At 69.9% G+C, this 17,643-nt stretch carries 20 protein-coding genes; 13 read left to right on the forward strand and 7 right to left on the reverse strand.

Annotated elements, in window-relative coordinates; genetic code table 11:
* Positions 1–232 precede the first annotated feature (232 nt).
* Positions 233–1,456, forward strand: coding sequence for a crotonyl-CoA carboxylase/reductase (ccrA, locus tag ACFYMC_RS24955; RefSeq protein ID WP_388529054.1), 1,224 nt, complete (start codon positions 233–235; stop codon positions 1,454–1,456).
* 178 nt (positions 1,457–1,634) lie between these two features.
* Here the strand turns inward: ccrA and ACFYMC_RS24960 are convergent, their stop codons facing one another.
* From ACFYMC_RS24960 to ACFYMC_RS24970, 3 genes are read right to left on the reverse strand one after another with little or no spacing between them, the layout of a single operon-like run.
* Positions 1,635–2,441, reverse strand: a complete 807-nt coding sequence (locus tag ACFYMC_RS24960) for a 4'-phosphopantetheinyl transferase superfamily protein (protein ID WP_388529056.1) — start codon at positions 2,439–2,441, stop codon at positions 1,635–1,637.
* Positions 2,434–3,903: a class I adenylate-forming enzyme family protein gene (locus ACFYMC_RS24965; RefSeq protein WP_388529058.1), complete on the reverse strand. Its 1,470-nt coding sequence runs from the start codon at positions 3,901–3,903 to the stop codon at positions 2,434–2,436. Before ACFYMC_RS24965 ends, ACFYMC_RS24960 begins: the two co-directional genes overlap by 8 nt.
* The gene (locus ACFYMC_RS24970; RefSeq protein ID WP_388529060.1) at positions 3,903–4,151 is read right to left on the reverse strand and encodes an acyl carrier protein; all 249 of its coding nucleotides are present in this window, start codon (positions 4,149–4,151) and stop codon (positions 3,903–3,905) included. Before ACFYMC_RS24970 ends, ACFYMC_RS24965 begins: the two co-directional genes overlap by 1 nt.
* A 219-nt stretch (positions 4,152–4,370) precedes the next feature.
* Between ACFYMC_RS24970 and paaA the strand changes: the two genes are divergently transcribed.
* The 8 genes from paaA (at position 4,371) to ACFYMC_RS25010 (ending at position 10,655) form a co-directional block, all read left to right on the forward strand.
* A complete protein-coding gene (gene paaA, locus ACFYMC_RS24975) occupies positions 4,371–5,390 on the forward strand; it encodes a 1,2-phenylacetyl-CoA epoxidase subunit PaaA (RefSeq protein ID WP_388529062.1) in 1,020 nt (339 codons plus the stop codon).
* Positions 5,387–5,689: a 1,2-phenylacetyl-CoA epoxidase subunit PaaB gene (gene paaB, locus ACFYMC_RS24980; protein WP_388529063.1), complete on the forward strand. Its 303-nt coding sequence runs from the start codon at positions 5,387–5,389 to the stop codon at positions 5,687–5,689. Before paaA ends, paaB begins: the two co-directional genes overlap by 4 nt.
* Complete coding sequence (gene paaC / locus ACFYMC_RS24985; RefSeq protein WP_388529065.1) at positions 5,679–6,455, forward strand: 1,2-phenylacetyl-CoA epoxidase subunit PaaC; 777 nt, start codon at positions 5,679–5,681, stop codon at positions 6,453–6,455. The genes paaB and paaC overlap by 11 nt, the downstream gene beginning before the upstream one ends.
* Positions 6,452–6,949 carry a 1,2-phenylacetyl-CoA epoxidase subunit PaaD gene (gene paaD, locus ACFYMC_RS24990; protein ID WP_388529067.1) on the forward strand — a complete coding sequence of 166 codons (498 nt, stop codon included), beginning with the start codon at positions 6,452–6,454 and terminating at the stop codon, positions 6,947–6,949. The genes paaC and paaD overlap by 4 nt, the downstream gene beginning before the upstream one ends.
* Positions 6,950–6,956: 7 nt before the next feature.
* Complete coding sequence (locus ACFYMC_RS24995; protein WP_388529069.1) at positions 6,957–8,099, forward strand: 2Fe-2S iron-sulfur cluster-binding protein; 1,143 nt, start codon at positions 6,957–6,959, stop codon at positions 8,097–8,099.
* 65 nt (positions 8,100–8,164) lie between these two features.
* Positions 8,165–8,953, forward strand: coding sequence for an SDR family oxidoreductase (locus ACFYMC_RS25000; RefSeq protein ID WP_388529071.1), 789 nt, complete (start codon positions 8,165–8,167; stop codon positions 8,951–8,953).
* A 42-nt stretch (positions 8,954–8,995) separates the two neighbouring features.
* A complete protein-coding gene (locus ACFYMC_RS25005; protein ID WP_388529073.1) occupies positions 8,996–9,829 on the forward strand; it encodes a tryptophan 2,3-dioxygenase in 834 nt (277 codons plus the stop codon).
* On the forward strand, positions 9,822–10,655 hold the full coding sequence (locus ACFYMC_RS25010) for an alpha/beta hydrolase (protein WP_388529075.1): 834 nt from the start codon (positions 9,822–9,824) through the stop codon (positions 10,653–10,655). The genes ACFYMC_RS25005 and ACFYMC_RS25010 overlap by 8 nt, the downstream gene beginning before the upstream one ends.
* 33 nt (positions 10,656–10,688) lie before the next feature.
* On the opposite strand, the gene ACFYMC_RS25015 is transcribed toward ACFYMC_RS25010, so the two are convergent.
* On the reverse strand, positions 10,689–11,657 hold the full coding sequence (locus ACFYMC_RS25015; protein WP_388529077.1) for a helix-turn-helix transcriptional regulator: 969 nt from the start codon (positions 11,655–11,657) through the stop codon (positions 10,689–10,691).
* Between the two features lie 103 nt (positions 11,658–11,760).
* Here ACFYMC_RS25015 and ACFYMC_RS25020 point away from each other — a divergent pair, with 103 nt between their 5' ends.
* The 3 genes from ACFYMC_RS25020 to ACFYMC_RS25030 all read left to right on the forward strand — a co-directional run bounded on the left by ACFYMC_RS25020 (position 11,761) and on the right by ACFYMC_RS25030 (position 13,970).
* Entirely contained in the window at positions 11,761–12,168 is a 408-nt protein-coding gene (locus tag ACFYMC_RS25020) for a DUF3224 domain-containing protein (protein WP_388529079.1), read from the forward strand.
* Between the two features lie 266 nt (positions 12,169–12,434).
* On the forward strand, positions 12,435–13,220 hold the full coding sequence (locus ACFYMC_RS25025; RefSeq protein WP_388529081.1) for a hypothetical protein: 786 nt from the start codon (positions 12,435–12,437) through the stop codon (positions 13,218–13,220).
* A 129-nt stretch (positions 13,221–13,349) separates the two neighbouring features.
* Positions 13,350–13,970 (forward strand): L-threonylcarbamoyladenylate synthase, encoded by a 621-nt coding sequence (locus tag ACFYMC_RS25030; RefSeq protein ID WP_388529083.1) that lies wholly within the window; start codon positions 13,350–13,352, stop codon positions 13,968–13,970.
* A gap of 39 nt (positions 13,971–14,009) precedes the next feature.
* Here the strand turns inward: ACFYMC_RS25030 and ACFYMC_RS25035 are convergent, their stop codons facing one another.
* Positions 14,010–15,182, reverse strand: a complete 1,173-nt coding sequence (locus ACFYMC_RS25035) for a serine hydrolase domain-containing protein (protein WP_388529089.1) — start codon at positions 15,180–15,182, stop codon at positions 14,010–14,012.
* 302 nt (positions 15,183–15,484) lie between these two features.
* Here ACFYMC_RS25035 and ACFYMC_RS25040 point away from each other — a divergent pair, with 302 nt between their 5' ends.
* Complete coding sequence (locus ACFYMC_RS25040) at positions 15,485–15,829, forward strand: hypothetical protein (protein ID WP_388529085.1); 345 nt, start codon at positions 15,485–15,487, stop codon at positions 15,827–15,829.
* 179 nt (positions 15,830–16,008) lie between these two features.
* Here ACFYMC_RS25040 and ACFYMC_RS25045 read toward each other — a convergent pair whose 3' ends face one another.
* Positions 16,009–16,587, reverse strand: a complete 579-nt coding sequence (locus ACFYMC_RS25045; protein ID WP_388529091.1) for a chloramphenicol phosphotransferase CPT family protein — start codon at positions 16,585–16,587, stop codon at positions 16,009–16,011.
* A gap of 67 nt (positions 16,588–16,654) precedes the next feature.
* Positions 16,655–17,643, reverse strand: a 989-nt coding sequence (locus ACFYMC_RS25050; RefSeq protein ID WP_388529087.1) for a cytochrome P450, incomplete at its 5' end; no start/stop codon positions are given.

Here is a 17,643-nt window from a genome sequence, read left to right on the forward strand (position 1 = left end):
CCGAACTCACGGCGCGGTGAGGGCGGGCGCCGCACCCGGTCCGCTGTCGTCGCCGCAGGACCGGGCCCTGTGGTCACCGACCGACCCACGAGACCCCCCGTAGCTCCAGCGGTGGGCCGGACCGCAGCCGGTCCGGCCCACCCGCCCCACCGCTGACTCGCCCGTGAGGGCCAGCCAGCCGACCCACAGGGGCCCGCGCCCCTTTCACGCCCGCATCGTCAGGAGCCATCTCATGAACAAAGACCTGTACGAACTCGGTGACGCCCCTCCGCTCGGCGAGGTCCCGCGCCGCATGTACGCCTCCCTGATCCGTCCGGAGCGCTACGGACAGCCCGTCGACGCCTTCCGCACCGAAGTGGTGGACGTACCCCCCGTCGGACCGGGGCAGGTCCTGATCAAGGTGATGGCGGCCGGCGTCAACTACAACAACGTGTGGGCCTCGCTCGGCGATCCGGTCGACGTGGTGGCCACCCGGCAAAAGCGGGGGGAGCCGGAGGACTTCCACATCGGGGGTTCAGACGCCTCCGGCATCGTCTGGGCCGTCGGCGAGGGCGTGCGAAGCCTCACTCCCGGCGACGAAATCGTGCTGCTGGCCACCGTCTGGGACGAGAGCGCCGAGGACATCCGCCTCGGTGCCGATCCCTGCACCTCCACCTCGCAGCGGGTTTGGGGCTACGAGGAGAACTACGGCTCCTTCGCACAGTTCGCCGTGGTGGAGGAGTACCAGTGCCATCCCAAGCCCAAGCGGCTCTCCTGGGCCGAGGCCGCCTGCTACATGGCGACCGGCGCCACGGCCTACCGACAGCTCTTCGGCTGGGAGCCGCACACGGTACGCCCCGGTGACCCGGTTCTGATCTGGGGCGGGGCCGGCGGGCTGGGCTGCATGGCGATCCAGTTGGTCCGCCACGCCGGCGGCATCCCCATCGCCGTGGTCTCCAGCGACGAGCGCGGCAAGTACTGCCAGGAGCTGGGCGCCAAGGGGTACATCAACCGCAGCGGATTCGATCACTGGGGCCGTCTGCCCGACACCTCCGACGATCGTGCCATGGGCCAGTGGCTCAAGGGAGCCCGCGCCTTCGGGCGAGACTTCTGGGAGGCCCTGGGCGAGCGACGGGCCCCGCGGATCGTGGTGGAACACTCGGGCGCCGACACCATTCCCACCTCCATGTACCTGTGTGACAACGCGGGCATGGTCGTCATCTGCGGCGGCACCACCGGCTACAACGGCGACGTGGACCTGCGCTTCCTGTGGATGCGTCAGAAGCGACTCCAGGGCTCACACGTCTCCAGCTCCCGCGAGGCCCGCGAAATCACCACGCTCATCGGCCAGGGCGTCATCGACCCCTGTCTCTCACTGACTCTCGGCTTCGAAGAGATCGGCAAGGCGCACCAGTTGCTCCATGACAACCAGCACCCGGCGGGCAACATGGCCGTGTTGGTCAACGCCGAGTCCTAACCCGCGGCGCGGGGCGGCGCCGACCTCCCGGGGCGGCGCTCGTCACAACGGCCACGCGTGCCCAGAACGACGGGGCACCCGACCACCAGACCCACTCGGGTGCCCCGACAACGCGCGGTGCCGTGGCGATCTGCCCGCACCCCGTCGGGGCCGGCGTTCAGGCCTCAGCGGCACTTCGTCAGGCGGGGTCGGCCTCTACCCGGCCCCACCGGGCCCGCTCGCGCCCGGCGACCATCGTCCAGGCGAACGCGCCACGGGCCACCGCACGCACCTCCACCGCGAGTAACCGATCAGGGCGCGATCCGGGCCAGACCTGGAATCCGCCGGCTACCGGCCGGGCCCCGATGCCCAGCAACGTGACGGGCACCTGCTCCTCGGGCAGCAGGACGCTGAACACCTTGTAGGCCGCCTCCTTGGCACAGAAGGCCCGGAGCAGATGCCACCAGGCCTGCGCCTCGTCGGGAGCGGACGCGGTCCAGGCCCGTTCCTCGGGAGTGAGGACGAGGTGCGCCGCGGCCAATGGAAGCCCCCGTAGTTCAAGGTCGCATCCCAGCGCCGCATAGCGCTCGGCCCGCGCGGCCACCGCCACGGCCAAGCCGCCATCGTGGCTGATGGAACCGACACTGCCAGACGGGAAGACCGGCTTGCGGCCGTCCCGGAGGATCTCCCCGGCCGGCAGGTCGGCCCCGGTCAGGGCGCGGCGCGCCGCACAGCGCCCGGCGAGGAAGTCATCGCGGCGCGGCGCCGGCATGGCTCTCGCCTGGGCGCGCTCGAAGGGGCCCGCCGGCCCCGCTTCGGCCTCCCCCGCCACCGCGCTGCCCAGAGCCAGCCCCCTCGAACCAAGGAGGGGCCGCAGCCTTGACAGCGCCGCGGCAGCGGCCGTGCGCACCCCCGTCGAACCCGGTTCCGTACCAGGCGCCGCACGGTGGCTGGTCCGGCCCGCAGACGTGGCGTCATACCGGGCCGGACCGCGCGGGTCAGGCACGCAACAGCTTCTTGATGATCTTCCCGGCGGGGTTACGGGGTACCTCGTCGATGAACTGCACGGTCTTCGGCCGCTTGTAGGCCGCGAGGCAACCGGTCAGATGGCGTTGCAGAGCGGCTGCGGTGGTGCCGTCATCGGCCACCACGTAGGCGAGTGGGACTTCCCCGTAGTCCGCGTCGGGGACCCCCACCACGGCGGCGTCGTGCACCGCGGGGTGAGTGCGAAGGGCCCGCTCGATCTCGGAGGGGTAGACGTTCTGACCGGCCCGGATGATCAAGTCCTTGCTCCGGTCAACCAGGTGGATGTAGCCGCCGGCGTCGAGGTATCCGAGGTCACCGGTGCGCACCCAGCCGTCCACGGTGATCTCCGCGGTCGCCGCCTCATCGCCCCAATAGCCCTGCATCACCCCCGGTCCGCGCACCCAAACCTCCCCGATCCCGCCCGGCTCCAACTCCTGCCCACCGGAGTCCACCGCGCGGGCCGACATCCCCGGGATGACCCGGCCCGCCGGAATGATCTCCGGAACGGCCTCGGGGTCGGGGTGTTCCTCCGGCCCCAGGGTCACGAAGGGGCCCCCGACCTCGGTCATCCCGTAGACCTGGCGGAAGCCGCATCCCAGGCGCTCGGCGGCCTCCGCGTAGACGTCGGAGGGCATCGGCGCGGCGCCGTACAGGACCTCCCGCAACTGCGACAGATCAGCGGTCTCCGCAGCCTTGGCCCGCAGCAGGAAGCGCAGCATCTGCGGCACCAGCCAGACGTGGGTGGCCTGGTGGCGTTCCAGAGCAGCGAGCGCGGTCTGCGGCTTGAAACCGGGCATCAGCACCACCGTTGCGCCCGCCGCCAGATAGGTCAGCGACACCACCATGCTGCCGTGGTACAGCGGGCAGCAGTTGACCAGCACCATGTCGCTCTCGGGGCGCGCCACCGCGAGCCATCCGAGCGCGATGGCCCGGAACGACCCCTGATCGACGGTGACGCCCTTGGCCTGGCCGGTGGTCGCAGACGTGTGCAAGATCGCCACCGGCTCGGTGTCCGAGACGTCCGGCAGGGCCTTGCCACCCTGCAAGCCGAGCGCCGCGAACTCGGGTTCGTCCAAGCAGATCCGCTGCCGCACGGGGAGCTTCGGGTGACGGGCGAGCAGTTCCTTCTCGCCGATCACGGCGACGGCCCCGGTGCGCTCGACGATCCCGGCGACCTCCACGGGCGTCAGGCTGTGGTTGACAGGGACGAACAGTGCGCCGATCCGAGCCAGCGCGAAGTAGGACTCCATGACCTCGATCCGGTCCAAGGAGAGCACCGCAACACGGTCCCCCCGGCCGATTCCGAGCTCCACGAGGCCGTGTGCGAGGCCTTCCACCCGGTCATGGAACTCCGCCCAAGTGACGGAGCGCCTGTCGTCCACCAGAGCGGTGCGCCGCGGGAAACACTGGCGGTTACGCTCCACCAGCTGCGTCAGCCACATCAGTTGGCGCCCGACTGCGCGGCGGTCTCCCGATCCGCGAGGTAGCGCTCGAAGTCGGCGATGGTGGTGAGCGCCTCCATGTCCTCGGCCGTGACCTCCGCACCGGTCCGCTGCTCGATGAGCAGGACCAGGCGCACGAGGTCGCCGGAGTCGATGCCGCTGGCGCTGAGGTCCTCGTCGTCGCCGATACTCTCGGCGAACTCCGCCGTCCCCGTCAGTTCAACCAGCATCGTCCTGATGGTGCTCATGGCGTAACCCCTCTCAGCGCGCTCACGCCGCGCCGGTTTCGTTGGCACTGACTACCGGGGAGAGAGGCGGCGGATGCCGCGCACACTCCCCGGCAGTCACGTGACCTTCATCACGCCACGGCCTGCCCCGCCCAGGGATTGCCGCCCGGCTCGCTCCCCTCTTTCCCTACTGAGAGGCACTGCCGCCAGGGCAGTGGCACGGACGAAGGGCGATCCGAGGTGAGCGCGCAACCCGCCGGACCGGAAGGTCCCGTGCACGACGTGCAGGAGCTGACGGAGCACTTCGAGGCGCTCCTTGCCGCCGGTGAACAGATCGAGCCCCGGGACTGGATGCCCGATGGATACCGTCGGATGTTGATCCGTCAGATCGCGCAGCACGCGCACTCGGAGATCATCGGCATGCAGCCCGAGGGGAGTTGGCTCACCCGAGCACCCTCGCTGCACCGCAAGGCCAGCCTGCTGGCCAAGGTGCAGGACGAGGCAGGTCACGGGCTGTACCTGTACTCCGCAGTTGAGACGCTGGGTGTCAGTCGCGCCGAGCTCCTCGACGCCCTGCACAGCGGGCACCAGCGGTACGCCGCGACCTTCAACCATCCGGCGTTGACCTGGGCCGATACCGGTGCCATCGCCTGGCTGACCGATGGCGCCGCGGTAGTGAACCAGGCCCCCTTGTGCCAGACCTCGTACGGCCCGTACGCGCGGGCCATGCGACGGGTCTGCCAGGAGGAGGCGTTCCACGTCCGGCAGGGCTATGACGTGCTGTGGACGCTGTGCCGGGGAACGCCCGAGCAGCAGCAGATGGCACAGGACGCGGTAGACCGCTGGTGGCTTCCGGCGGTGGCGTTGATGTTCGGACCTCCGGACACCGTCGCCCAGGGCGCGGACGCGCGGACCGCGGCCATGGGCGCCTCGGTGTCCCGGCGCTCCCTGGCCTGGGGCATCAAGCGGCACACCAACGACGAGCTGCGCCAGCGCTTCGTCGACAACTGTGCGCCGCAGGCTAAGCGGTTGGGGGTGACGCTGCCCGACCCTGCGATCCGCTGGAACGAGGAGCGCGGGCACTACGACTTCAGCCCCATCGACTGGCAGTTGTTCCGCGGTGCGCTCGGCGACGGCTCGCACTGTGCCCGTCAACGGCTCTCCCACCGGGTGGCGGCGCACCGGGAAGGAGCCTGGGTCCGCGAGGCGGTCGACGCCTACGCGGCAGGACTCACCGAAGAGGAAGGGCAAGCCGCGTGAACGAGGGACCGGTTCGGGTGCAGACCCCGTGGGAGGTGTTCGTTCGGCCGCGCCGCGGCCTGGCACACCAACACGTCGGAGCGGTGCACGGAGCTGACGCCGAGATGGCCCTGGCCAACGCCCGCGAGCTCTATACGCGTCGGGGCGAGACGGTCTCCTTGTGGGTGGTGGCCTCCGCATGTGTGCACGCCGCGTCACCGGACGAGAAGGACCCGTTCTTCGCCAACGCGGCCCACAAGCCGTATCGCTACCCGGAGCACTACATCTCCTTGAACGAGGACGGCGGGCATGAGCTCTAGCACCGCACCGGCGGCTCAGCTCGACCTGGCCGAGTACGTGGTCCGGTTGGGCGATGACGCCCTCATCCTCAGCCAGCGACTGTGCGACTGGGTCACCAGGGCCCCCACCATCGAGGAGGACCTGGCGCTCGCCAACCTCGCCCTCGATCTGCTCGGCCATGCCCGCACGCTGCTCGACCACGCCGGTCGACTCGACGGCACAGGACGCGGCGAGGACGATTTCGCCTTCGCCCGTACCGAACGGGAGTTTCGCAACGCCCTGTTGGTGGAGCTTCCCCGTGGGGACTTCGCGTTCACGATCGCACGTCAACTCGTGTACGCGCACTACAGCAGACTGTTGTGGACTGCGCTGGAGAGCTGCGCGGACGAGGTGTTGGCGGCGTTCGGCACCCGGGCTGCTCGCGAGGTGGAATACCACCAGATGCATGCCGAGCAGTGGACCGTCCGGTTGGGACGGGGCACCGCCGAGAGCAGGCTGCGGATGCAGCGGGGACTCGATGAGGTATGGCCCTACACGGACGAGTTGTTCACCGCCGACGCGCTGTCGGACCGCCTCGATGCGGCCGGCATCGCGATCTCGCCGGCCCGGTTGCGTCCCGACTGGCAGCGAGCAGTCGCCTCCGTGATCGAGGAGGCCCGTCTGAGCGTGCCGCGGCCCTCCTGGCGTGCCGACGGTGGGCGGACGGGGCTACACAGCGAGGCGTTCGGGCCGCTCCTGGCCGAACTACAGGCGGTCCGCCGCCAACACCCGGGGGGTAGCTGGTGAACGTTGTGGAACGGCTACCGGCCGAACGGGTGAGGGAACGGGTGAACCAGGTACCGGACCCCGAGCTCCCCATGATCTCGCTGGCCGACCTGGGAGTGGTCCGCCGTGTCGAGGAGGCCCCGGACGGGGCGCTGGAGGTCGTCATCACGCCGACCTACCTGGGCTGCCCGGCCATGCCCGCGATCGAGGCGGGCATCCGTGAGGCGCTGGTCTCCAGCGGTCACCCGGACGGCCGGGTCCGCCAGGTCCTCGCGCCCGCGTGGAGCACCGACTGGATCAGCGCCGAGGGGCGCCGCAAGCTCGCTGCGCACGGCATTGCGCCTCCAGGTCCGGCGGGCGACCCGCTGCCGGTCCGAATCGGCTTGGGCGTTGCCTGCCCGCACTGCGGCTCGACGGCGACCAGGCCGCAGAGCCCCTTCGGGGCCACCCGGTGTCAGGCCGTGTTGGTCTGCACGGCCTGCCGAGAGACCTTCGCACACCTGAAGGCGATGTGAGTGCCCCGTGACGACCTCCGCAACGGCCTCGGTGCTGACCACCGGGGGTCAGCAGTCGGCAGCAGGGACCGGTGGCGCGCCGGTCCGGCGCGCCACCGGCTGGTACCGGCTTCGGGTCAGCCAGGTGGAACGCGTCGGCGAGCGGACGGTGGCGATCACCCTGGAGGTCCCCGACCGGTGGGTGGACGTGTTCGCGCACCGGCCCGGGCAACATGTCGCGGTACGCCACCTCAGGGGCGGGAACGAGCTGCGCCGCAGCTACTCCCTGTGCCTCCCGCCCGGGGCGTCGGCCGGGATACGCCTGGTGGTCAAGTGCCTGGGCCCCGGCGGTTTCGGGGACTTCGCCACCAGCACGCTGAGCGCCGGCGACCATCTCGAACTCGCCCCGCCCAGCGGCGACTTCCGACTCGCCGAAGCGCCCGCAGCCCATCATGTCCTGGTGGCCGGCGGTAGCGGCATCACCCCGCTGTTGAGTATGGCGGTGGCGGCGCTTCGCTCGGACCCCGGTTGCCGGGTCTCGCTCCTCTACGCCAACCGAACCGCCCAGTCGGTGCTCCTCGCGGACGAACTGGCCGACCTCAAAGACGCCTATGTCGACCGCTTCTTCGTCCTGCACGTCCTGTCCCGAGAGTCCCAGGGGAGCGAGCTGCTCTCGGGGCGCATCGACGTCGAACGGCTGCCTGGGCTGCTGCGCCTGCTCGGCGCCACGCCCGAAGACGCCTCGCACTTCTACCTCTGTGGGCCCTGGGGTCTGGTGGAGACCGTTCAGACGGCCCTCGCCCAATGGGGTGCAGCACCCGAGCGAGTGCGCTTCGAACTCTTCACCACCGGCGGTGCACCGCAGGCACCGCCGGAAGAACCACTGGGCCGCACCGGCCGCATCACCGCACGACTGGGGGGGCGCACCACGCAGGCAGTGATGCTTGCGGAGGACCGCGTGGTTCTCGACGCGGTGCTGCGCGCGCGGCCCGAGACCCCGTACTCCTGCCGGGACGGCCTGTGCGGTAGTTGTCGGGCCAAGGTGACCGGCGGGAGCGTACTGATGGGCCGACAGTACGCCTTGGGGCCAGCGGAGACGTCGGCCGGCTACACCCTCACCTGCCGGGCTCGACCGGAGTCGGACGAGGTCTCCCTCGACTTCGACGCCTGAAACCCGGGGGCGGCACTCGGCGCGTCCCCGATCCTTTCCCCTTCCTCCCCAGGAGCGCTGCAAGCATGACGATGACCCCAGGTAGACTCGCCGGCCGTACGGCCCTGGTGACCGGCGGCAGTCGAGGTATCGGCCGGGCGATCTCGCTGCGGCTCGCCGCCGAAGGCGCCTTGGTGGCCGTGCACTACGGGCACAACGCCAGCGCCGCCGACGACACCATCAGCGATATCGAAGGGGCGGGCGGCCAAGCATTCGCCGTTCACGCCGAGTTGGGTGTCTCCGGTGACGCCGAGGCCCTGTGGGCCACCTTTGACAAGCAGTTGTCGGAGTTCGGGGCACGTTCCGGTGTGGACATCCTCGTCAACAACGCGGGCATCACCTTGCCCAGGCGGATCGCGGACGTGAACGAGGAAGACTACGACCGGCTGTTCGCCGTGAACGTCAAGGCACCCTTCTTCGTCCTCCAGCACGCCCTCGGCCGGCTGCGCGACAACGGCCGGGTCATCAACATCTCCTCGGGCGTGACCCGGATCGCCATGCCGCAGATCGTGGCCTACGCGATGACCAAGGGAGCACTGGACACCCTCAGCCTCACCCTGGCGCAGGAGTTGGGCCCGCGGGGCATCACCGTGAACACCGTGGCGCCGGGCTTCACGCTCACCGACATCAACCCGACCCTGCAGGTGAAGCAGGTCCTCGACGCCTACGCTTCCGCGTCCGTCTTCAACCGGATCGGACAGCCCTCTGACATCGCCGACGTGGTCGCGTTCGTGGCGAGCGATGACGCCCGCTGGGTCACCGGGCAGTGGTTGGACGCCACCGGAGGCACCCACATCGGACTTCCCGCCTCGTGATCCCGCCACCTCCGTGTCTCACCTGACCTGCGAAGGAAGCCCATGAACGGATTCTGCCCGGCCGCCCCCGAAGCACCAGCCCTGAACTTCGAGGGGGCGACCCCTTACGAGAACTACGTCCGCGCATCGGTGTTGTCCTCCCTCCAGCAGCCCCTGACCAGCGACCAGGGCGAGATGGCGTTCCTGGTCACCACCCAGGTCATGGAGCTGTGGTTCACCCTGCTCGTCTACGAGTGGCGCACCGCCCGGGACGCCTTACTCAAGGACGACTTCGAGCAGGCCATGGACGCGCTGCGCCGCAGCCGGCGCACCCATCAGGCGCTCAACGACTCCTGGCAGCCGATCGCCGCCATGACACCGGGGCAGTTCAACGGATTCCGGGAAGCGTTCGGGGCGGCCTCCGGCTTCCAGTCGGCGATGTACCGGCACATGGAGTTCCTGCTCGCCGACAAGTCACAGTCCATGGTGCAGGCTCATCGTGGGCACCCCGCCACCTACGCCGAGCTCCAAGAGGCGCTGGCCCAGCCGTCCCTGTACGAGGAGGTCCTCGGCTACCTGCACCGACGGGGCCTGCCGGTCCCCGAGCGGGTCTTGACCCGGGACCCCCGCGAGGCCTACACGCCGGACGAACAGGTCGAGGAGGTCTGGCGGCAGATCTACTCCGGCCCGGCACACGACCCCTTGGTGCAGCTCGGCGAGGAGCTCACCGATATCGCGGAACTCGTCCTGCGCTGGCGCAACGACCATCTGTTCGCCACCCGTCGCGCCATGGGCAGCAAAGTGGGAAGCGGCGGTTCCGCGGGCGTCGCCTGGTTGGAGAAGCGGGCCAGCCGTGCCGTGTTCCCCGAGCTCTGGAGCGCCCGTGGTCATGTCTGACGGACCGACAGCACAGCGTCGGACCGCATCCGCCTTCGCGTTGGAGGAAGAGCGCCGGGTGCTGAGCCTGAAGCCGGTGCTGGCACCCCGGCACCACCGGTACGGCCCACACCCGAACCAGGTGTACGACCTGTGGCCCGCTGATGACCCCGACGCCCCGCTGGTGATGTTGCTGCACGGCGGCTACTGGCGGTACGACCGCATGCATCTGACGCCGTTCGCCGCCCACGTGGCTCGGCAAGGCTTCACCACCGTGCTGCCGGGGTTCCGGCGGTCAGGTGGCGCCGGTGGATATCCCGCCACCTTCGACGACATCGCGTTGGCCGTGGAGACCATCCCGCAGGGCCGCCCATTCGTACTGGCCGGCCACTGCTCCGGGGGCCATCTCGCGCTGTGGGCCGGGGCACGGTCGCTGTTGCCCGCCGACTCGCCCTGGTACACGGCCACCGCCCTGCCCACCGCGGTACTGGGGCTGGCTCCGCTGACCGACCTCGCGGCGACGATCCGCGACGACCTGAGCGAAGGCGCCGGCCTGCAACTGCTCGGTGGCGCCGAACACGTGGCCTCCCGACTCCCGCTGGTCGACCCCCTGACCCTGCTCCGGGGCAAGGGCACGACGGGGGTGCGCACCGTACTCCTGCACGGTGCCAAGGACGAGGAGGTGCCGCTCCACCAGTTCTCCGACTACGCCGAGGTGCACTCGGACGCGGAGGTCGTGACCCTGCCCGACACCGGCCACTACACCCTGATCGAACCCGGTGCGCCGGCCGCGGACGCCGTCATCGACGTCCTGCGCCTTCTGTCGTCCCCCGCCGCGGCGCTCTGATCCCGCGGGCCGGTCGCCACGGCCGGACCCGGCTCATGGCGACCGGTAGCGTCGCGCCAACTCCGTCACGGCCGCGACCATCGCCTCGCGCAATCGGGGCGGAGCCAGCACCTCGGCCTCCGCCCCGAGCCTGAGGAGATCGCCGACCGCAACGCCAATCGACTCCACGGGCAGGTCGACTTCCACCCAGCCCTGCGGATCGGGGGCTCCGGCTCCCTCCAGGGCGCGCCCTCCGGACGCCCCGAACTGCACCGGCAGCAGGCGCTGGGCCTGCGGAGACAGCCGCAACCGTGCGGTGTGCTGGTGCAGGGAGTCCGTGAGGCGCTGCGCGGACTCCCCCCAGTAGGTGGCGAGTTCGAAGGAGGCAGGGCGCTCGAAGCCCTCGCCCGTGGCTTCGACGGCCAGGAACCTCGATATCCGGTAGGTCCTCACGGACTCCTCCGTCTGGGCTACCAGGTACCAGATGCCTCCTTTGAGGACGATGCCCAAGGGTTTGAGTTCACGGAGCACCTCGCCGCTCCAGCGCCGGTAGTGGGTGCGCAGAACCACCTGGTCCCAGACGGCACGGGCCACCGCGGACAGGTGTGGGACCGGGTCGGCGTCCCGGAACCAGGCGGAGGCGTCGAGGTGGAACCGGTCGTGAACACGCCTGGCGCGTCCGGCCAGCGGCGCGGGCAGGGCCGCTTGGACCTTCAGCTGTGCGGAGGCGAGCACCGCGCCCAGGCCCAGTTCGCCCGCCGGGCCCGGGACCCCGGCGAGGAAGAGCGCTTCGGCCTCGCTGTGGGTGAGCCCCGTCAACCTGGTGCGATAGCCCTCCATCAGCCGGTAGCCGCCGTCGGGGCCGCGGTCGGCGCGTACCGGAACGCCGGCGGCAGACAGCGCCTCGACGTCCCGGTACACCGTGCGGACGGAGACCTCAAGCTCCCGGGCGAGCTCGGGAGCGGTCATCCGCCCGCGGCTCTGCAACATCAACAGCAGGCACAGGAGTCGGTCGGCACGCATGAAGTCATTGTCCCCGATACCTGACACAAGGCGTCAGGTATCCGTATCAAGCTGGGTTCAAGAGCGCGGGGACCACACCCTCGACCGGACTCCAAGGATCATCATGACCACACAGACCACGGGCCACTTCACCTCTTTGCGGTGGGAGGAGAACCACACGAGCTCCAGCGAATCGGTTCCGAGGGTCGCTCGTGCCACCACCTCGAACCGCTTCTCGGGCGGCATCGAAGCAGACGACACCACCTGCGAGTACGCCCTGGTCTACGTCACGCAAAAGACCGGCCGCTTCACGGGGGCGGAGGTGTTGGCCGGGCGGCTGGACGGCCGGACCGGGACCTTCGCCGTCGAGCAGCACGGCTCGTTCACGGAAGACGGGACGGTGCACTGCTCCTTCGAGGTGGTGGCGGGCTCGGGCACCGGGGAGTTGGCTGGCCTGCGCGGCTCCGGGCACTACACAGCCCGGCACGGGGAGCCTTCGGTGTCCTACTCCTTCGACTACGACCTGGGCTGATCCGGGGCGAGGACGCACCTGTCCGGGCCTTACGTCCGCCCCGGTGGGCATCTGGCCCCGCCCGCTCCCGTACCGGCTCACCGGGGCCGCGTTCCGTGGCCCCGGCCCCCGGCCGTACCGGGCGTGTCCCCGTGCTGTCAGGAATGTGTGTCAGCTCTCGCACGGCAGGAGCCGCCATCGCGGCCACGCTCCTATGCTGTGGCGCACCGGCACCGCGGGGCGGTGGCCCCGGCCGAGGAGGTGCCGCACCTTGAGGGGGGACCGTCATGCGCAAGTCGACCGTCGCAGCCGCCCTGAGCGCCGCCCTGGCCCTGACGGCGCTCAGCGCCCCGATCGCCCGGGCCGATCTCTCGCGGCCCGCCGCGATCACCGGTGGGAGCATCGTGTCCGGCGGCGACCTCGTCCTCGGCCCGGACAGCCGCACCACCTTCATGGTCTCCTTCACGGCGACCGACGATTCGGGCATCAGTGCCTACAGCGCCGAGGCCAACCTCCTCGGCCCGAACGGACGCGTCCTGTCGCCGGATCCCGGGACCGGTCCGCGCTGCAAGGCCACCTCCGCGACCACCTCGATCTGCCGGTTCTTCTTCACCGTGGACACGGGCTCAGCACAGATCGGCAACGCGCACGCCGGACTGTACCGCCTGTGGGGCCTCGCCGTGCCCAACGACTGGGACCCGGCCACCGGTGAGGGCCTCGTGAGCAGGGCGAACCTCGCCACCGTACGGATCCAGCGCAGGTCCCACCTCACGGTGGACGCCCTGCCCGAACCAGTGCTGGCAGGGCGCTCGATCAGCGTCTTCGGGCGGCTGACCTTCGCGGACTGGGACGAGGGCGGCTACTCGGGAGAGCCCGGCCACCCGGTCCGGCTGGTCTTCCGTACGCCCTCCAGCCCCACGTACCAGTACGTGCAGAGCCTGAACACCTTGGTCTCGGGCCTGGTGGCGACCACCACGGTGGCAGTGGAGGACGGCTGGTGGTGGCTCACCTACCCGGGCACGGAAGCCACTTCCTGGACTTCCTCCGCCGAGGACTACGTGGACGTGCGGTAGACCGTCGGCATGGGCCGGCCCGGGGGGAACGACCGCTGCGGGCGCCCCCGGAGCCCGTCATCGGGGCCCGGGCGCCGGCTCAAGGGTGGCCGGGTTCGGACCGACGCCCTGATCACGTACGCTCGGTGAATGGCGAAGTACTTCGATGTGCACCCCGAAAACCCTCAGCCGCGGACCATCAGCACGGTGGCCGACAGCATCCGTTCCGGGGCGCTCGTCGCCTATCCGACGGACTCCTGCTACGCGCTGGGGTGCCAGCTCGGCAATCGTGAGGGAGTGGGCCGAATCAAGTCGATCCGCAACCTCAACGATCGCCACCACTTCACGCTGGTGTGCCAGAACTTCGCGCAGCTAGGGCAGTTCGTGCACATCGACAATGACGTATTCCGCACGGTCAAGGCCGCCACCCCGGGCAGCTACACCTTCATCCTGCCGGCGACGAGGGAGGTACCCAGGCAGCTGCTGCACCCGAAGAAGAAGACGGTGGGCGTGCGCATCCCTGATCACGTGGTCACCCAGGCGCTTCTCGCCGAGCTCGGCGAGCCACTGCTTTCGAGCACCTTGCTCCTGCCGGAGGAGGCGGAGCCACTCACCCTGGGGTGGGAGATCAAAGAACGGCTCGATCACGTCGTGGATGCCGTGGTCGACTCCGGCGAGTGCGGAACCGAGCCGACCACGGTCATCGACTTCTCCAGCGGTGAAGCCGAGGTGGTACGCCGGGGTGCCGGCGACGTCTCCCGCTTCGAGTAGCCCCGATCGACCCGAGGCGGGGCCGGCCGTGCCCCTCGTTCAGGAGCGGCAGAACTCGGCCTCGACCACCGGCTGCGAGCGGCCGGTCCAGTCCGCGTTGAAGTTCAGCGCCAGCGCGTGCCTGCCGTTGCCGCTCACCACGGCGTCGGACAGGGAGCCGTGGATGCCGCCGCTGTGGCCCCACACCACGGACTTGCAGGACAGTTCGATCCTCATGATGCCCAGGCCGTAGGAGTATCCGGGCGCCCCGGGGATCGAGACGGTGGTGGTCATCTCCTTGAGCTGGTCCGGCCCCAGCAACTGTCCGGAGAACAGCGCCCGGTAGAAGGTGTTCAGGTCCGCAGCGGAGGTGAGGAGTTCTCCTGCCGCACCGGCCAGGGAGGGGTTGAGCTCGGTGACGTCGTACGTCGGCCCCGAGGTGTCCGCGGACAGCTTCGAGTAGGCACGTCCCGAAGGCCGAGGCATCCGGGCATCGGTGCCAGGCAGGACGGTGGAGCGCAGACGGAGTGGGCGCAGGATGCGACGCTGGACCTCGCGGGCGTAGCTGTTGCCCGTCACCTTCTCAATGATCATGCCTGCCAGGACATAGTTGGTGTTGGAGTACTTCCAGACGCCCGGGTCCGAGGTGGGCCGATGTCCCATGGCGATCTCCACCAGCTGTTCCGGCCGCCAGGTGTCGTACCGATGTTCGAGGAAGCCGCCGCCGAATGACTGCGATGCGAAGTCCTCGTCCTGGGTGTAATCGAACATGCCGCTGGTGTGGTTGAGGAGCTGGCGCACCGTGATCACGCGACCATCGTGACCGTTCCCCCGCACCAGTCCCGGTAGCCACCGCTCCACCGTGTCGTCCAGATCGATCCCGCCCTCGGCCTCGATCTGGAGCAGCGTCGTGGCCACGAAGGTCTTGGTGATGGAGCCCGACCGGAAGTGGTCCCGCGCCAGACGCTGCCGCCCTGTGCGCAGGTCGGCGACGCCCGCGGTCCCCGACCAGCTCCACCCATGCCGCTCGGCCACCGCCAGCGCCCCCGGTACTCCCTGCCGCACTTCCGCCTCCAGCGCCTCCTGCACCGCCCGGTGTGCGGCGTCCGGTGACGAAGCGGGGGACGTCGGCGGCGAGGCAGCCGTTGCTGGGACCGTGAGCCCGGTGAGCACCAGCGCGGCCGAAGCCGACACCGCAAGGGCCGCCTGGGTGAACCTCAGGGACGTCCGCATCTTCATTCCCGTGCCTCTCCTGCGCCGGGGGGCGTCTCCCCCCGGTCTGGTCTGCGAGACCAAGAGAAGGCGCTGCGGGTTGAGAATCCGATGACTGGTTGAGCGCATTCCGGCCTTCTCCGCTGACCCTTCACGACCTCGGAAGATCGATCAGGGAAGCACTCTGCCGCCCTGCCCAGTGCCCAGCGCCTCGCGATCGCGCCCGCGCAGGGCATCCGTTTGGACGCGCTGCGGGTGCCGCCGGAGCCCGTTCGCGGCAGGCTGACTGGCTGTAGGTCCGTTCCACGAAGACGAGGTCTGCCATGTCGCACCACCGGCGTATCGGCACCATCATCGGGGCCGCCCTGCTGCTCACCGTCACGGGCTGCTCCGGGTTGGGCAGGAACTCGGTGGGTCAGCTGACCTTCACGAACCGGGATACGGACCTTGCCGTGTCCTACTCCAACACCCTGGTCCGCGGCTGCCATCCGATCGGACCCAACGGAGCCACCACGGTGGTCAACAACACGCTGATCGACGTCGTCCTGTACCGCTCGCCCAACTGCGAGAAGAAGACTGCCGAAGACTCGACCTACGTGGGCACGACCTTGTCGAACAACACCGCACCCGGAAGCCTGCCGTGGCAGAGCTTCAGCTTCATCCACTGACCCCGAGGGACGACCGGCCCAGGAACGGGTGAGCGCCGCGCGGACGCGTGTGCTCCGACCCGAGGGGCACCCACGAGGTCCGCCGTGCCCGCCTGATCACCATGCTCCTCGACCCCGGGCCTTCGCAGCCCTGTTCGCCGCAGTTCCCCGTCCGTCGGCCAGCCGCCGGGGACCCCCGATCAGCACCCGTACGAAGAGGTGTGGTACCTGCTGCGCAGCGCCTCGAAAGCGGTCGGCCCGGGCGGTCCCGCGAGAAACTCCTTGATGCGCAGCGCGCACTCCGCCGGGCTCTGGACACTCGTATCGCATTCGACGTCGTAACATCCGTGTGCATGGACCTGGTGTAACTGTCGGGCCGCCAGGCCTCGCGGCCGATCGCCCCGCGTGCGTTCTCGGAGTTCGAGCTCCGGGAGCGGGCAGTGCACCCCCACCAGGACGACGTCCTTCGCGACCAACAGACCCAGACAGTCCACCAGTCGCCACTCCTCACTGAGGACGTGGTCCATCACCACGTTGTTCCCGCTCGCCGCCATCCCCGCGACCGCCCGGTGGAACCCCATCCAGGTGCGACGCAGTACCTCGGGGAGGTCCTCAGGAGACACGGTGACCGAAGAACGCATGGCGTGGAAGGCGTCCACGGGCATGTGGAAGTAGGGCTGCTCCAGGACCCGGAGGAGTTCGCGGGCGATGCTGGTCTTGCCGGCGCTGGAGGTGCCGTTGAGGAAGACGATCCGGCCACCGGTCGCGCCTTGTTCGATGGCGGGCGCAGCGCCGGGGGGGACGCCCGCTCCGGGGGTCCGAGGCGGCTTCACAACGGTCGTCCCTTCAGTGGGTGACGGTGACGGGGAGCTGCCGGAGGGCATGGGAGCGGAAACTGGTGTTCCAGGCCAGGGACTCGACCGGAGCCGCAAGTCTGAGGGCTGGCAGAGCCCTCAGCAACGTGGCGAAGGCCACGCGCAGCCCCAGGCGGGCGAGCGGCGCACCCAGGCAGTAATGCAGCCCGTGACCGAGGGCGAGGTGGGCGGTGTCCTCGCGGCGGACGTCGAACCGGTCGGCGCTCGCGTACCGTTCGGGGTCTCGGTGGGCCGCGGCCAACCCGAGGAGCACCGTGTCGCCGGCCGGGATGCGCACGCCGCCGATGTCGACGGGCTCGGTGGGGAATCGACGGATCGCGGTCTGGTTGGGGTGGGTGTGGCGCAGCAGTTCCTCGACCGCCGGGGCCAGCAGGGACTGGTCCGCACGCACGGCAGCGAGCTGCCCAGGGTGTTCGAGCAGGGTGAGCACTCCCCCGCTGATCAGGTGTGGGGTGTTCTCGCTGCCCGCCAGCAGGATCAGGAAGGCGAGGGAGATGAGTTCGTCCTCGCTCAGGCGTTCCCCTTCGTCCCGCGCGGCGATCAGGTCGGAGAGGAGGTCGTCGCCAGGTCGGGCGCGGCGTTCATCGACGAGCGCCACCAAGAACTTCTGGATGCTCTCGATGGCTTCCGCGGCATCGCTGGGCCGCCGCGGGGTGAGCATCGTGGCGGCCCAGGTGGAGAACGGCTGCCGATCAGCCTCCGGGACGTCGAAGAGATCGCAGATCACCATGAGGGGGAGCGGGTTGGCGTACTCGGACACCAGATCCGCCTGCCCTTCGGCGCCGATGCGCCGGGCCACCCCCTGGGCGAGCGCCTCGGCGGCGGCCCGGATGCGGGGCTCCAGCTCCGCCACCCGGCGGGGGGTGTGAGCTTGCTCCGCTTTGACGGACACCCTCGTTGTGGTGGTCAGACCGCGAGTGTGGTCTCGTAGTCGGCGGGGCTGCGGTAGCCCAGGCTGCT

The organism is Streptomyces sp. NPDC006879 (assembly GCF_042869595.1).
Classification (GTDB): domain Bacteria; phylum Actinomycetota; class Actinomycetes; order Streptomycetales; family Streptomycetaceae; genus Streptomyces.

Bases quoted from the DNA above. Each gene is read 5' to 3' on its own strand.
- ccrA (WP_388529054.1), top strand. From the start codon at position 233: ATGAACAAAGACCTGTACGAACTCGGTGACGCCCCTCCGCTCGGCGAG.
- ACFYMC_RS24965 (WP_388529058.1), bottom strand. From the start codon at position 3,903: ATGTGGCTGACGCAGCTGGTGGAGCGTAACCGCCAGTGTTTCCCGCGG.
- ACFYMC_RS24970 (WP_388529060.1), bottom strand. From the start codon at position 4,151: ATGAGCACCATCAGGACGATGCTGGTTGAACTGACGGGGACGGCGGAG.
- paaC (WP_388529065.1), top strand. From the start codon at position 5,679: ATGAGCTCTAGCACCGCACCGGCGGCTCAGCTCGACCTGGCCGAGTAC.
- ACFYMC_RS25000 (WP_388529071.1), top strand. From the start codon at position 8,165: ATGACGATGACCCCAGGTAGACTCGCCGGCCGTACGGCCCTGGTGACC.
- ACFYMC_RS25005 (WP_388529073.1), top strand. From the start codon at position 8,996: ATGAACGGATTCTGCCCGGCCGCCCCCGAAGCACCAGCCCTGAACTTC.
- ACFYMC_RS25010 (WP_388529075.1), top strand. From the start codon at position 9,822: ATGTCTGACGGACCGACAGCACAGCGTCGGACCGCATCCGCCTTCGCG.
- ACFYMC_RS25015 (WP_388529077.1), bottom strand. From the start codon at position 11,657: ATGCGTGCCGACCGACTCCTGTGCCTGCTGTTGATGTTGCAGAGCCGC.
- ACFYMC_RS25020 (WP_388529079.1), top strand. From the start codon at position 11,761: ATGACCACACAGACCACGGGCCACTTCACCTCTTTGCGGTGGGAGGAG.
- ACFYMC_RS25025 (WP_388529081.1), top strand. From the start codon at position 12,435: ATGCGCAAGTCGACCGTCGCAGCCGCCCTGAGCGCCGCCCTGGCCCTG.
- ACFYMC_RS25030 (WP_388529083.1), top strand. From the start codon at position 13,350: ATGGCGAAGTACTTCGATGTGCACCCCGAAAACCCTCAGCCGCGGACC.
- ACFYMC_RS25035 (WP_388529089.1), bottom strand. From the start codon at position 15,182: ATGCGGACGTCCCTGAGGTTCACCCAGGCGGCCCTTGCGGTGTCGGCT.
- ACFYMC_RS25040 (WP_388529085.1), top strand. From the start codon at position 15,485: ATGTCGCACCACCGGCGTATCGGCACCATCATCGGGGCCGCCCTGCTG.